Annotated in this window: 2 protein-coding genes; both read right to left on the reverse strand. The window is 40.8% G+C overall.

All coding sequences use genetic code 11. The annotated features are described in order from the left end of the window. Nucleotides 1-9: 9 nt before the first annotated feature. Entirely contained in the window at nucleotides 10-7,911 is a 7,902-nt protein-coding gene (locus AC0C66_RS12150) for an SDR family NAD(P)-dependent oxidoreductase (protein ID WP_072182075.1), read from the reverse strand. Then, complete coding sequence (locus AC0C66_RS12155) at nucleotides 7,904-16,651, reverse strand: SDR family NAD(P)-dependent oxidoreductase (RefSeq protein ID WP_472973599.1); 8,748 nt, start codon at nucleotides 16,649-16,651, stop codon at nucleotides 7,904-7,906. The genes AC0C66_RS12150 and AC0C66_RS12155 overlap by 8 nt, the downstream gene beginning before the upstream one ends. Nucleotides 16,652-16,682 lie beyond the last annotated feature (31 nt).

Raw genomic sequence — 16,682 nt, forward strand, 5'->3', positions numbered from 1 at the left:
TCTTTTTCATCATAGTTCTTTAAACTCTAGTAAAGGTATCAGCATGTCTGCTTCTTCCTCTTTATGAGAATGCCTCTTATCAATCCAACACCGTTTTTTATTGAAGACAGCCGGCGGGAGCGACTGTCTTTTCGGCTCTGTATATCCCATTATAAAATGCATGTTGCTCAATAACATGTGTGCATTTGTTCCGCCAAATCCAAAAGAACTGATTCCAGCCCTTAACACTCCTTTTCTAGGATTCCAATCTTTTAAAGCAGTGTTCGGGAAAAAAGGAGATTGATCAAATTTAAATCTAGGATTCGGCGTTTGGCAATGCAATGTTGGAGGCAGCTTCTGACTCCAGATGGATAATGCCACTTTAATAACGCTTGCTATTCCAGCCGCACTCATTAAATGCCCAAAATTCGTTTTTACGCTACCTACACCGCAAAATTGCTTCTCTTCCGTTACTTCCCGGAACACTTCAGTCAGTGCTTTTAATTCAATCGGATCGCCTATCATCGTACCAGTACCATGTGTCTCGACATAACTGAGTGAAGAAGCGTCGATTCCTCCGTTTTTCAACGCTTTTTTGATCACTGCACTTTGCGCTTTCGGATTCGGTGTTGTCATTCCCATCGTCTGTCCATCGTTATTTACTGCAGATCCATCAATTACCGCATAAATTTGGTCCCCATCAGTGAGAGCTTCATCAAGCCTCTTCAGCAGAACGGTGCCGCATCCTTCTCCCGGTACAAATCCATCCGCCTTTTCATCAAATGTACGGCATTTTCCCTCAGGTGAAAGCGCTCTGGCTTCACTTAACATTAAGTAAGGCTTTTGGTCAAGTAAAATATCAACCCCTCCTGCTATAGCCATGTCCGATTCTTTTGATATCAGGCTTTGACAAGCAAGGTGAACACTGACTAATGAGGAAGAACAAGCCGTGTCCACAACCAAATTCGGCCCTTTTAAATTTAGAAAATGCGAAATATGAGCTCCGATGAAATTTTGTCCAATTCCCACTATCGTATTTTTTGAAGGTGAACTTATTCTAGACATGAACGTCCCTGCCCGTGAACCGATAAAGACTCCAACCTCTTTGTTTGACACCTCTTCTTTTCGGTAGCCGCCATCTCGCAGTGTCTGTACGCTGACCTCCAGACATTTTTTAATTAATGGATCAAGCTGAGATGCTTCACTTTCACTCATATTGAAAAACACTGGATCAAAATGTTCAATATCCTCGAGAAATCCGCCCCACTTACTGATACTTTTTCCTTTCTTATAAGTATCTGAGTAATATTGAGAAATATCCCAGCGTGATGTTGGAACTTCGCGGACACTATCTTTCCCTTTTTCGAGATTTTGCCAAAACAACTCTTTATTTTCGGCATCCGGGAAATCACAGCCTATCCCGATAATTGCGATTTGATTCGATTTTTTTTGCTTCTCTTGAAATTCGTTTTGTTTCGGAAACGTTTTTTTATTCATGCGTGTTTTAAAGCCTAGTAAGCCATTGCTTTTTAATGAGCGGTCCTCCAGCTTTACTTCTCTTTCATTTCCCAGAGCGTCAGAAATATGCTGAATGGATACATCCTCATCTTCAAATAATTGATTTAAATAGTACGCAAGCTGTTTGAAGTTGGGGTATTCCAGAAAGGCTGACGGTTCAATTTTTATTTGGAAAGCAGCTTCTGCTTTTTTTACAAGCTGAACCAGCAAAATAGAATCTACCCCGTATTCCGAAAAAGAAGTATCTTGATCTAATTTCTCGCAAGGAATTTTAAGCTCTGTTGAGAAAATATCTTTTAAAATACTAATAATCGCTTCGTTATCAGTATCATCAGATAACTGTTCGTTTACAACCGATGGCTCATGAACACTGGTTTGAATTTTTGTGAGAGGCAGCTGCTGTAATGAGAATTTCTCATGGTTTGTCTTAACCGGTATAAGGCATGGATATCCAGTCACTTTCATTATTTGGTCGAGCATGCCTATGCCTGTTTCAGTCCGATGTGACAATAGCCCTAACGCCTGATATGCAGGACTTTTCACCTCGCCCATTCCAATTTCCTTCCAACTAGGCCAGTTTATTGATTTATAATAAGTTCGGCCACACGCATGCTGATAAGCCGCAAAATAATCCATAAAAGAGTTTGCCGCAGCATATTCACTCGTTCCCGCTCCTAACAACGGAAATGCGCTTGCGACTGAAGAAAATAAAATGAAGAACTTGAGGTTGTCCTCCAGAAAAATGTCATGCAACACTTGGAGTCCTTGTATCTTAGGCTCAAATACCTCCTTTATTTCTTGACTGGTTTTATGAATGAAAGCCGGATTCACATGATTGGCTACCCCCGCACAATGGATGACTCCTCCAATTTGCCCGTGCTTCTTTCTCACTTTTGAAAAGAACTGCTGTAATTTTTCTTTCTCAGTAAGCGAACCTCCATATATTTCTATCTGAACCCCTTTTTGCTCTAACTCTTTGAGCAGCTTCAATTTTGAATATAAGGTGGATTTTTTATCTGTCTGTTTTAACAGGTCATCTCTTTCATCAGACTGAGGCAATTCAGTTAGCCCCATTAGTACAAATTTTTTTACTCCCTTGTCAGAATAGTGTCTGGCAAGCTCTGCACCGATTCCCCTCGTTCCGCCAGTAATAACAAGTGTTTGATCCGGTTGGCATACAGGCAGGCGGATTTCCCTGCTAAACTCGGATGGATGTAATTTCTTCACACACTGCGTATATCGAGCTCCGTTACGATAACAAATTTCACTGTAAAGATCGTCAGCTGCTGCTTCGTTTTTGATCAATTGTTGTAGTTCGTCCAGACTTTTTGAATGCTGATCTATATCTATTGTTTTCGCTTTAATTTTTTTATACTCGGCGCTTAACATCTTAATTAATCCTGCTGTTTCCGCCCCGGCTAAGGTCGGCTGTTTATTCTTAAACGTTTGCAGTCCTTCTGTAATGTGTAAAACAAATAGATGCTTTTGAGCTTTTATTATTTCCTGCAACAGCGTCAGTTTCCCAACAGAGTCGGCTGCAGCCTTTACCGGCTCTCTCCATAAATCAGACAAGTCAACAATACCGGTGATGTCCGTGTTCTCTTTGAGGATCGCCAAAGCCGTCTCCTTTGCACGCAGAGAATTGTCAAAGCTAAAGCCTTCGCCGCTCAGATGTAATTGACTATCAGCTTTCCTGCAAATGACAGTGCAGCCCATGAGAGGATCTGAAGCGAACAACTCAGAAGCAAACTGCTCATTTTCAATGTTAGCCAAAATAATGATCTGGCCTTTTGAAAGAAAAGACGATGAGACTTGGCTTTCTTCCCAAGATTTACATAGTAAATCAAACGGTATATTATCAGGCTTATCTACTACTGTCTCCCATCCTGAGAAAAACATATTCCGGAAGACCGCCATACATTCTCCTTCGTGTGAAAGTAAGTAAACTGTAAACTGCCTCTCTTCAACGTTTGATTTGTTCAGATCTACAAACACGTAACATTCATTTGGAACAGATTGATAAAAACAAATCTCTTCAATCTCCTGTAAGTAAAACCCTTGATCACCAGTGTGCCTTGCTGCTAAAACAGCTGCTGCTTGAATGGCTCCTTCAACTGCAGCAGGATTTACAATACATTCTGTATACAAGTCTTTTTCCGGTATAGCGACATCGGCAAGCAAGAAATCATTATGCAAAAATAAATCTGTGAGAACGCGCAAATCCGCATCATAATTTATCAAATTGGTTTCCAGAAGATCATAGCATTCGGACCCGGTCATAGACTCTTCACAATTCGCTTTATAGTCAGCTGCACATTTAAAACGAGCACCTGTTTCACGATTCGCTTCCTTGTATTCCAGTTCTCCGTTTAAAATGATCTGTTCAGCCTCGCGTTCTGACCGTTCAGACAATTCGAAAGATACCGCACCTTGTTGATCAAATAGTCTAAGTTCAGTTCGCACGGGTTGTTCTGTTAATTCCAATAGGGCATGTAAACAAATATTTTTCATTCTCCACACATTCTGTTCGGCAGACATTGCTCCACCGGCAGCTGCCATTTCAATTAGTGAGCTAAAAGGCAGATTTTTTTGCTGATTGATACATAAGGCAGGCCATGCAAAAGATGCTTCTGAAAAATCAGTAATAAATTTTTGCATCTTCAAGGTCGAGACATTTTGATCTAGTAAAGGATGCAACCCCGATTGTACTCTTGTCAATCTATTTGTTTGTGTGATTTTTGAGCTTGGCACCCAATATCTATTCCTTTCAAACGGATATGCTGGCAGAGAAATTATTTTCGGTGATTCTGTTCTGTACTTGTCTTCCCAATCAATTTCACCGCCATTTACCCAATGAAGCGCTATATCATATAAGTTCTGGAATTGTGATGATGCTAATAAGGTCTTATGATTATCGGAACTAATACGGGCATTTCCTCTATATAATCCGTGTACTTCCTGATCTGATTGTAAATACTTGGTGAGCTTATCGACAAGTTCACCAACGTCCCGTGCTTCTACAGCCAGCCGTTCTTCCATGGCTTCTCGTCCCGTTTGTAATGTATATGCCACATCAGTAAGTGATGTATTCGAATCAAGTTCATTTATGAGTGAATCAATTAAGATACGGAGCCGCTCTTCGTTTTTAGCAGACAGAAGAATGATTTGCATTTCTTCGCTCTTTGCAGGATTGGTATTTATTTCGTCTATATACTCTTCAATAATGATATGAGCATTAGATCCCCCAGCACCAAATGAACTGATGCCTGACCTTCTAACATGACTTTCAGGAACCTCCCAGTTTTTTAGTTCAGTCTGGACATAAAACGGTGTTTCATCGAAATCAATATTAGGATTTAACTCATGAGAATGAATGGAAGGTGCCAGCTGTTTGTATTTCATTTGCATCAACACTTTAGTGATTGACGCTATCCCAGCAGCAGCCTCTAAATGTCCGATATTTGACTTTACGGAACCGATTGCACAGCGAAAACTGCTTTTGGGATTGCTGAAAGCCTTAGACAGTCCGGAAATTTCAATGGGGTCTCCCAACGATGTACCTGTCCCGTGCGCTTCTATATAACTGATGCTATCTGCACCAATTCCAGCTTTATCAAGCGTTTCGCTGATAATATTTGCTTGTTCATTTGGATTCGGGACAGTGTAGCCGTTTGTTTTTCCTCCGTGATTAACTGAAGTACTCTTAATAACGCCGTAAATAGTGTCTCCTTCGGCAACTGCCTTCGAAAGCGATTTTAATAAAATAGCTCCTACTCCTTCACCTGGTACATAACCGTCACCTCCAGCCCCGAAGCTTCTGCAGCGTCCATCGCTCGAAACAAAATGATTTTGAGAAAGCAATGTATATTTATCGGGATGTAAAGATAAATTTACTCCCCCGGCAATTGCAAGGCTGGATTCTCCCCTTTTGATGCTTTCACATGCGAAATGAACGGCAGATAGTGAAGATGAGCACATTGTATCAATAGCAAGACTTGGACCGTGAAGATCGAAGAAATATGATACCCGGTTAGCGATTGACGAATAAGAAGACAAAAGTGCCTTACGGTCATCATCAGATGCTCCTGCTGTAAAAAGCTGATAGTGACTGTATGTCACTCCTACAAATACACCTGTCTTATACCGTTTTAATTTTCCCCTTGTATAACCGGCATTCTCAAATGTGTGCCATGCAGTTTCTAAAAACAACCGTTCTTGCGGATCTATTAACTCGGCATCATGAGGAGAAATTGAGAAAAACAGCGGATCGAACTTATCAGCATCTTTAATAAAACCTCCCCATTTACTTTTATGACGAGCTTTTTCACCAGTATTAAAGTATCTTCGATGATCCCAGCGTTCGCTTGGGATTTCCGTTATACAATCTTTCCCCGAGGCAATATTATCCCAAAACTTTTCTACATTCTCAGCCATCGGATAACGTCCGGCTATGCCGATAATTGCAATATCTTCTTCGGTAACCGCTGAGGATTTGCAGCGTCCTCGTTGCTTCAGTTGTTTTTTTTCGGCCGTTATATTCCTTCTCTGTTCTGACTGCGGCGAAAAAGCCTTGACTAACTTGTCATAATGATGTTCTAAAAAATACTCCGCTAACTGGTCGATGCTGCTGTATTCAAAAAATAAAGTCTTAGATACACTGCCAAAGTGTTTTTCTAGCCTGGAAGTTAGTCCTAAGATCGTTAAGGAATCAATACCGTAGCGGTCGAACGTATCCCCGGACAAAATACTATCAGTTGGTCTCCCAGTCTCAGCTCCGATGATTTCTTTCAATAGACAGACAGTTTGCTTTTTTAATTGATTTTCACTAATTTGAGGAAGTTCGTGATCAGATTCGGATGTTACATCTGTCTCTGTATTATCAACCGAAAGCAATTGGAAGATCTTTTCTTCACTTCCGTTAATAACTGCCAGCTGAGAAGCATTGCTGCTCATACAATTCTGAAAGGAGGCAAGACCGGATTCCGCTGATAATAGATCCAAACCGGTTTCCCTTAAAACTTGCAACTCTCTCGGACCGACTGACATATTCCCTGCGCTCCATAACGGCCAGTTAATAGAGAGAGTTTTTCCCGGACGATTCTTCATGATCCTGTAATCGGTGTAACTGTCCATACAGCCATTTGCAAATGCATAATCGCTTTGGCCCGCATTAGGCAGGATGGAGGACAGGGACGAAAACATGACGAAGAAATCAAGAGATTCCCCTTTCGCAGCTTTGTCAAGCCAAACGGTTCCAAATACTTTGGGTGCGATTACCTTTTCTATTCTGTCTCTCCTCTTTTTAATAACAAATGCATCATCTACAAGTCCGGCACTGTGTAAAATGCCGTTTAATCTTCCAAATGTCCGCCGGATCTGATCAATTAATATGTCGGTCTCTTTTTCCTTCGATATATCTGCTGGGATATAAACAGCTTCAGACCCGAGCTTTTTCAGCGTGTTAATTTTTTGCTCTATTTCCATAGAGCTCGGTGAACGGCCAGTCAATATAAGATTAACTTTTGCCCGTTTCGCCAAATATTCCGCGAATAGAAACCCAAGACCGCCGGCACCTCCCGTAATCAAATACACACCGTTCTCTTTGATGTTAAAGTTATTTTCCGGGGATCCACCTTTATTCACTTTTTTAACTTGCTGTATATAATAATGTCTTGGGTCATAACATGTAAAACTGCTCGATACACATTGATTACTCCATTCACAAAAAATGACATCAGCGATAAGTTCCTTTGTAAACGGCTCATTACTCATCGACTTCAATTCTGCAGTCTTACACCTAAAATTCGGGTTTTCGGCTTGAACAGTCTTGAGGAAACTCTCAACCGCTCTATAAATAGGCTGAGCCTCTCCCTGGACATTTTCATATAAATATAAGACCTCTGCTTTCGGACAGAGTTTATTCTCCATTATGGCTTGCAGCAAATAAAATACAGAATACAGGCTTTTATCGAGCTGCTCTCTCATTGTCTTGTCCGTGTCACGAAATGCCCCGACCGAGAGGAAATGAACAATATGCCGAGGCTTTATATTCTGAGAGACAAGCGCACGGCACAAAGCTTCATAATCTTCTTTTTGTGTAAAATTCATTTTAAAACAGCCATTTCGGCCAGCTTCGAATCGGTCTCCGGGAGAAACATAAATAAAAGGCGCCGCGGCGCCTTCTAATTGTCTCTTCATTACGCTGTACAAACTTTCGTCACTGGCCAAAAATAAAATTGGCTCTGTCATCTGACGAGGCTGCCCAGTACGTTGAAAGATATATTTTACCCATTCCTTTTCATAAATATGCGTTTTACCCAAACCTCTAATTAGTCCCAATCCCTCTTCAGGAGTCAGCTCTCGTTCTTTCACCTTCCTAACTATTTGTTCAATTTGTATAGTTTGTTCATTCATGTAAAAGCAACTCCTCTATCAGCTCTGTTGTATCCTTCGTATTAACCTCACCTGATTGTGCTTTTTCAAGAAGCGATATAATTTTAACATCCGAGCTTTCTTCATTTGATTTGTGAACCGCCGGCATTATTGAAGGTCTTTCAGCCTGAGGCGTAAATTCTTGTTTAATCCAATGTCTGTTTTTTCTGAAAGGATAGACTGGAAGGGAAAGTCTCATAGGTTTATTTTCTCCCTCATACAGATCTCCCCAACTGATTTCATAACCGATCGTCCACATTTGAGCCAGTTTTGTCAATTTTCTTTTTTGAATTAGCGATTGAATATATGAGTGACCCTCGGGTCCATCAAAAATCGGGAAATACACTTTATGAAATTCTCTAGCATTTCCTTCAAAAACCTCTTGTAGATCTTCCCCCTGAAGGTAACCGTTTATCTTTTCAGAAAGCTCCTCTAAGCTTGAACAAATAATAGCAAGACGCGATTCGAACGATTCACGGCCGGTTTGAAGCGTGTAAGCTATTTGTTCAAGGCTGTACCCTGCTTGATCTCCATGCTGAGATGTAACCTGATTGTCAACAGGCATATTCGATTCATGACAGATATAATGGAACAAATCGTTGAGTGTTGGTTGCTCTGTAAATATGCCAATCGGGACCTCTTTCCCGGATATTGTGCTGATGAAAGAGCTTAATGCAGTTAAGGTCATCAGATCAAATCCCAAGTCTGTTAAATGTGTCTCCATGTCTATTTCATCTGCATCTAAACTTAGGATTTTTGCTGCCTCTATTCTGATTTCTTCTCGTAGATTATGCTCTCTCACCTTAGGCTCTCCGTACCGGCCAGTTGTCTGCTTCTCTTTTAAAAAGCTTGAAAAATCTTTGGCGTAAGTAATTAATCTTTCTTTTGATTTAGCTGAGAGCACAATTACATGTTCTTGTTCCCTATTTACTTGATTTTCCTGGCTTTCCTCAAATTCTTCTACAATGACATGGGCATTAGTTCCTCCAAATCCAAATGAGCTGACTCCCGCTCGACGGGGAATTTCCTTTCCTTCCCAATCTATCAATCTATTCCACTTTATTGTTTTATTCACAATATAAAATGGCGTTAAAGTTAACTGAATGTAAGGGTTCAACTCCTTAACATGCAGGGTAGCCGGCAGGATTTTATGCTTCATGGCGAGCAATACTTTTATCAGACCCGGCATCCCTGAAGCAGGCTCTAAATGTCCGATATTGGTTTTCACAGAACCGATTCCGCAATATTGGTCCGTATTTCTTGTGCTGTCCGACTTAAGGGATACAAAAGCTTTTTTTAAGCCCTCGATTTCAATTGGATCTCCAAGTTCCGTACCGGTTCCATGTGCTTCTATATAGGATACTGTTTCAGCAGGAATACCGGCATTTTGGTAAACTGATGTTAACAGCGCTGCTTGAGCTTCCGGATTTGGGGCGGTCAGCGAAGCAGCTCTCCCCCCGTGATTTTCACCGGTTCCTTTCAATACTCCGTAAATATTGTCCTTGTCATCAATAGCTTTTTGCAGAGGCTTTAGCAGCAGCACAGCTGCACCTTCACCTCGAACATAACCATTGGCAAGCTTATCAAACGTTTTGCATCTGCCATCTGCGGACAAAATTCCAAGTTTATCTGTATATAAGTGGGTCACGGGATCTAATAGCAATGACACGCCTCCAGCTACTGCCAGCTCGCTTTCACCAGCTTGAATCGAACTCACTGCTCTATGGATGGCAACAAGACTGCTTGAGCAGGCTGTATCAATAGATTCACTTGGACCTCTGAAATTAAAATAATGAGATACCCGATTACTGATGAGCGCCTGGCTGTTTCCAGTTCCAACTAATGCATGTGCCTTGTCTAAATGCTTCATTAACAGTTGGCGATAATCATTAAATTGAATGCCGGTGAACACTCCGATGTTTTTGCCTGACAGTTCTGATGCCTTGTAACCCGCATCTTCTATCGCTTTCCAAGTTTCTTCTAAATATATTCTGTGCTGCGGGTCCATAAGTTCAGCTTCTCGAGGATTCACGTTGAAAAAAGATTCATCAAATTTATCAACATCCGTGATAAAACCGCCCCATTTAGAATTTATACGGCTGTTTGCTTCGTTATCTGCATAGTTTTTCCAATCCCACCGCTCGAGCGGAATTTCCTGAATCATATCTTTTTCGTTGATCAAGTTTGACCAGAATTCACCCGAATTTTTTGCTCCGGGAAAAACGCAGCTCATTCCGATAATTGCAATCGGTTCTTTCTGCATAGGCTTTTTTAACTGACCTGTTTGCTTTTTTGCAGGCGGAAAGCGGATTTCAGACTTTTTCAACTTCTCAGTGTGCCGTGATTCTCTTTTTTCTTGAATATCTATATCAGATTTCACATTTTCTTTAGCTTCCACAGGCAGTTCACCAATTATAAAGTCAGAAAGCGATTCGATATTACTATAAGTAAAGAAAATCGCCGGTGTTAATTCCAGCTTATATCTTTGGTTTATTTGGACGGAGAAAGTTTTCAAACTGATGGAATCGAAGCCAAGATTGCCGAAATTCTCTGATATATCCAAACGATCGATATTAATTTTCAGTAATTCAGACACCATCCGTTTCAACTCACCTAATACATGAGCCTGTCTAAATAATTGTGTATAATCACCTTTTTCTTGATCCAACTCAGCTGTTAATTCTTGAATAGACTTATCATCAGCTGCTGTAAACCTGCCGTTATTACCAGTAAGCACGGCTATTTGCAGATCTTCATTTGATAAGATTGCCTCAAATGCTGTTATACCGTCTTCTGTTTCTAAATAGCGGAACCCCGAAGTTAAAAGGTATGCAGATTCAGCTTCTTTACTTAAATGCATGCCGCCTTCTCGCCATAATGGCCAATTAATTGAAATGCTTCTACCCTGTCTCTCATGCTTTAGACTCTTTTCATTTCGCCAGTGGATATATCGATCTTGGAAATAATTACCTAGGGAATAATTAACCTGTCCAAAGTCACCAAATATCGAAGAGATGGAAGAAAACACCACAAAGAAGTCGAGCGGTTCTTCTTTCGTTATTTGATCTAAACATATCGTCCCTTCAATTTTAGCAGCCAGCCCCTTCGAAAAATCAGCGAGACTCATTTCCGTAAATAGACGATCATCAGCATGACCAGCTGCGTGAATAACACCTTGAAGGGGTCCCCAGTTCCGTTTCGTTTCATCTAATACCTGTTTCATCGCATCTTTATCTGTTACATCAGCTTGAAAATACAGCACGGCAGCACCATGTGCCTTTAATTTTTCAATTTCATGCTGTTTTTCAGCTGTTAACGCTGACCTTCCCGTTAACACCAATCTCGCCTTATATTCAGACGCCAAATATTTAGCAAATGTCATTCCAAGACCACCTAAACCGCCTGTTAACATATAAACCCCTTTATTTTTAAGCATTATGCCGCCTGCATTCGTTAGCGCTCTATCTTCCAGGGTTTTGACATACCTTATATCCTTTACATATTTGACTTCTTCAGCAGTAATATGGCCTTTTGCAGATACAATTTCTTGAAGGCAGTGTTCAGCCTGCTTGTCGGCTGAAATATGTTCAGAAAAGCTGATTGATGCAGCATGCTCTACAGAAGGCAGCACCATGTTTATCGTTTTCAAATAACCTGGTAAAGTCTCACCAAAAGGATCACTCATATCTTCTCTATAAGACTGAGTAATCAGTAAATGTTTAAGAGATAAATTTTTTCGGTCACTCAGCGCCTTTAATAAATGAAAGACCGAATACAGTCCTCTAACCGGATGTTCGCCTGCATCAAAATCTCCCCCTGTATGCAGAACAATGTCTGGGAGCATCTTGTTTTTTTCTAATTTTTCAAACAAACGATTATAATCTGACGGTATTTTAGGGTCTATGCTAAATGTCAGAGCATTCTTTATAAGCTGTCGTTGATACGGCGTTACAAGAATTATCCGGTAGGCAGATTGGTCTATTAGCGCCTCAGCAATTTCTTTATCATTTGCAAACAACAAGATCGTACCTGCATTTTCATTTCCAACTTTCACAGGGGAAAGGTTCTTTTGCACCCACTTCTGCAAACAATAATTCACCTCAGTATGCGGCTGTGGATTTACAGTCAGTCCCTTAAGCTCTACAAGCACCCGTCCGTTACCATCTAACAGAAATACGTGATAAGACGATTTGCCATATTCACTTGGTACTGCGTATGCATATACAGCTTTGGCCTCTTCATCAAAAATGGTACACTCTTCTACTGTTTTAGGTACTGTCCCCGTATTTTTCTCTAAGAGACATAATATCGTCTGATAAGCACTTTCAAGAACAGCGGGATCGAGCGTATAACCCTCTGCCTTGTCGCTTGCCTTTAAGATTGTAAGCGCCTTTCCGTCCCGTATCACGCAACGGTCTATGCCTTTAAGTTTACTGCTGCAATCATAGCCGTTTTCAGCAAGCCGATGATAAAACGCTTCTCCTGATATCCAGTCAGTATACTCTGACATAAACGGTTTAATATTGATAAATTGTCCCTTTTCCTTAAGCCCCTCTAATACAAGTTTGCCGGAGAAATAAAATGATGATTCATTCTGATCTTTTATAAAAAATGAAGCAGTATCGCCTTCCGGTGCCAGCACAATTTGAATTTGGTCATTTAGACCGCTTTGTACGATCGGTTTTGAAAAAGAAAGATTTGTCAATCGAGTAATCGGATGTCCTGAAGCTATTTCTCCTGCTGCCCTCGCGATTTCTATTTGTAAAAGATACGGAAACATCCTTTCATCGTGTTTTGCTTTTACGTATAAATTATCACCTTTGACATTTATATTGAACTTTTGGTCATTAAAATCTGAAACATTGCAGTTAATATGCGGATGCAGAACATCAATTGCATCTGCCTTTTGGCGGCTTCTAGGTTTAGAGGCGCTTATTCTGCATAATTCTTTGGCAAATGGATATGTCGGTGCAGAAATCCGTCTAGGTTTGTCATTTCCATAGAGGAACGACCAGCTTATGGTGTATCCGCTGATCCAAAACTCAGCAACCCTTGAAAGATCTCTCTCTGCAATTGCTTTTTCAATTTCTTTTTTTGTCTCATGACTTTCAAATTCAATGGTGTTTGATACGGATGTAAGTTCAGATGTAAATAGCTGCTCTGATAATGTTTTTCCCTGTGAATAATCTAAAAGCTTCTTAATCAATTCCTCTTTTGAAGATGCAATGACGGCCAATCGGTATGCCATTTCTTCTCTGCCTGTCTGTAAAGTATATGCTATATTCCTAAGTGCATCTGAAGTATAATCTTTTGACTGTATGTACTCCGCTGCACCCTTTGCATAGTCAACCAGTCTTTCAGCATTTTTGGCGGAAAAAACAAATAAAAGCGGCTCTAGCTCGGTTGTTTCAAATACGGCATTCTCACTATTTACATACTCTTCCAAGATGATATGGGCATTTGCCCCTCCGGCTCCGAATGAACTTATACCTGCACGCCTTGGAATTGATATTTTTTTTCCGTCACGCTCTGCAACGGAAGACACCCATTTTTCAGGACTTTCCGGTACATAGAAAGGCGTTTCTTGAAACTGAATATGCTCATTCAATTTAGAAGAATGAGTCAGCGATGGAACGATTGTTTTATGTTTCATTTGTAATATTACTTTTGTAATTCCAGCTATGCCTGCAGCTGCCTCCAAATGTCCGATATTAGATTTAATAGACCCGACTGCGCATGTCTTTCTGTCTGTCATTGCATCGGCAAATACTTTGTGCAATCCGGCAATTTCAATCGGATCTCCTAATGCAGTGCCTGTGCCGTGAGCTTCTATATAACTGATACTTTCCGGGTCAACCTTTCCTTTTTTCAGGGCTCTGCTAATCACCTTACTTTGAGCGGTCGGGTTAGGCACAGTATATCCATTCGTCTTTGCCCCATGGTTGACAGCAGTTGCCTTAATGATGGAATAAATTTGATCACCGTCAGCAATTGCTTTTTTTACAGGCTTCAGTAAAACAGCACCGGCTCCCTCCCCGGGAACATAGCCGTCTCCCCCAGATCCAAAGCTTCTGCAGCGACCATCGCTGGACAAAAAACCGCCTTGAGTGAGGAGTTTATATTTATCAGGATGAATGGAAAGATTAACTCCTCCGGCAATTGCAAGCTCACATTCATTCGTTATTAAACTCTCACATGCCAAATGAACAGCAGTCAAAGACGAGGAACACATTGTATCCAAAGCAATACTAGGTCCGCTGAAATTAAAAAAGTAAGATACTCTGTTCGCGATGGATGCATATGAAGAAGAAATGGCCTGCTCATGATTTCCAGCACTGTACAGCTGATATTGCCCGTACATGACACCTGCAAACACGCCGACATTTTTCCTTTCAAGCATTTTCTTCGCATACCCGGCATCTTCTATGGTATGCCACACTGTTTCCAGAAAAATTCTTTCTTGAGGATCTATTAACTCCGCTTCAGCCGGAGAAATATTGAAGAACAACGGATCGAAATGATACACGTCATCAATAAATCCTCCCCATTTGCTTTGATTTTTTATGTCATGATCAGCTTCCGGCTGATAATGCAGGCTAAAATCCCAGCGGTCTTTAGGAATTTCAGTTATACAATCTTTCCCTTCCATTAAATTTCTCCAGAGAGTGTCAAGATCGTTTGCCATCGGATAGCGGCCACTGATTCCAATGACGGCAATATCATTGTCCTGATATTTTTCTGCTATTTTCAGGTTTGACTGATGAGCCAGCCCTTTTGATTTATGTTGAAAGCTCGGTACTACTGGATCAACAGCTTCCGCCGCCTGTTGAACATTACCGCTGTCGTTTACTCCTAATTTCAGCATATGAACCAGAGCATCATGGTGCTTTTCAATGAAATAAGCTGATAATTCGGATGCAGTTTGAAACTCAAATAACAGGGTTTTTGAAAGCGCACCAAAATGCTTCTCCAGCTCATTGGTTATATTGATGATCATGACTGAGTCAAGTCCGTATTTATCCAGCGCTGCCTCTGCGTCTATTTTGTCTGCCGGCATTCTGAATTCTGCTGAAATAATTTCTTTTATAAATGTCAAAGTGTCAGCTTTCAGCTTTTTATCAGGCTTTACCGCCTCACTGACGGTTGTTTCTTCTTGAAGCAGACTGCTATCACGTTCATACAATTTATGTACATGTCTGTCTATATGATCATCTCCGCAAAATACCGTGAATTGGGAAAGCCCAGATGACAAACCTGCTGAAAACGCTCTGATCCCCTCCTCTTTCTCCAAGGGATAAAAGCCCGATTTTTTCATCGTCTCCAACGTGCTCTCATCTACTTGCATGCCGACTTCTTTCCAAAGTGGCCAATTCAGAGATAGGAACATTTTGCCCGGATTCTGAGCGGCACGCATGTTCATCAAATGATCCATATAACTATTTCCGAATGCATAATCAGCCTGTCCAATATTTCCTAAAACGGCTGAAGTAGAGGAAAAACAAATAAAAAAGTCGAGACGCTCCTGCTTTGTGGCTTCATCCAGCCAAAGTGTGCCCAATACTTTCGGCTTAATCACCTGATTGAATTCTTCTATTGTTTTTTTATGAAGAAATGAGTCGCGGATGATACCCGCGCTTTGAATGATTCCATTTATCTTTCCATATGCTCTTTTGGTTTCATTGATTATATATTCTGCCTCTTCTTTTATTGAAATGTCAGCCTGTAAATAAATAGAAGAGGCTCCTAAGGCTTCTAATTGTGCTATCTTATTTTGTATTTTGTCTGAAAAAGGTGATCTCCCCGTTAAGACAATCTGGCATTTGGTTTGTTGAGCCAAATATTCAGCAAAGGTGAATCCTAATCCGCCCGCCCCTCCTGTGATAATATAAACACCATTGTCCCGCAGTATATATTCCTCACTTGTATGTTTGTTTGCAGGTTTATATGTTATCAGGCGTTTAACAAATCTCTCCATTCCTTGGTAACGGATTTCGATCTCAGGAGAGCTGAAGTCTCTCAGTTCATTGATCAAAATATCGCCTAAGCTGCCGTTTGCGAAAGCCGACCGCTCTAATTCAATGCTTTTTGGCGAAATTAGCGGGTTCTCCTGCTGCCAAGTCCGCAAAAAGCCGCTTGCCGATGCATAAAGGGGCTGTTCTCCTAAACGCTCGGAAAAATACGCATACAATACGTTTACTTTTTTGCGCTGTTTACTCTTGAAGAGAGCCCGGTTTAATAAAAATAAAGAATAAACCCCGCTGTCACATTGTCTTTCAATCGCTTTCTCATTACTGCTAAACGGTTGGTCAGACCATAGATGGACGGCTTCCCTTATGTCTGCTTTCTCTTCTTTCAGTAACGCAAACAAGCTTGTATAATCTTTTTCAGACCGAGGGTTGATTTCAAACACACCACTCCGAATACGTCGAAATTCTTTCCCAGGCATGACTAAAATAATACTTCTATCATGCCGTACAGTCAGTTCCTTATGCAAATCCTCATTTGTATCAAATAATAAAAGACTGCCCTCTCTTCGGCTGTCTTTTGGATCTAAATCGAGATCAGCTGGCTGCCAATCCGTCTTATAATAAACAGTCTGTTCCCTTCGCTGAGCCATACCAGAATCAAGTTGCTTAATCCGTATTACTCCTTCTTCCAAGGAAATCAGGCCGCTTTTAATGTCAGAAAGTATTTTTTTTCTTACATCACGAGTTACGCTCATAAAACATATCATCCCCTTTACAAATTACATT

The organism is Bacillus sp. VA13 (genome assembly GCF_055710085.1).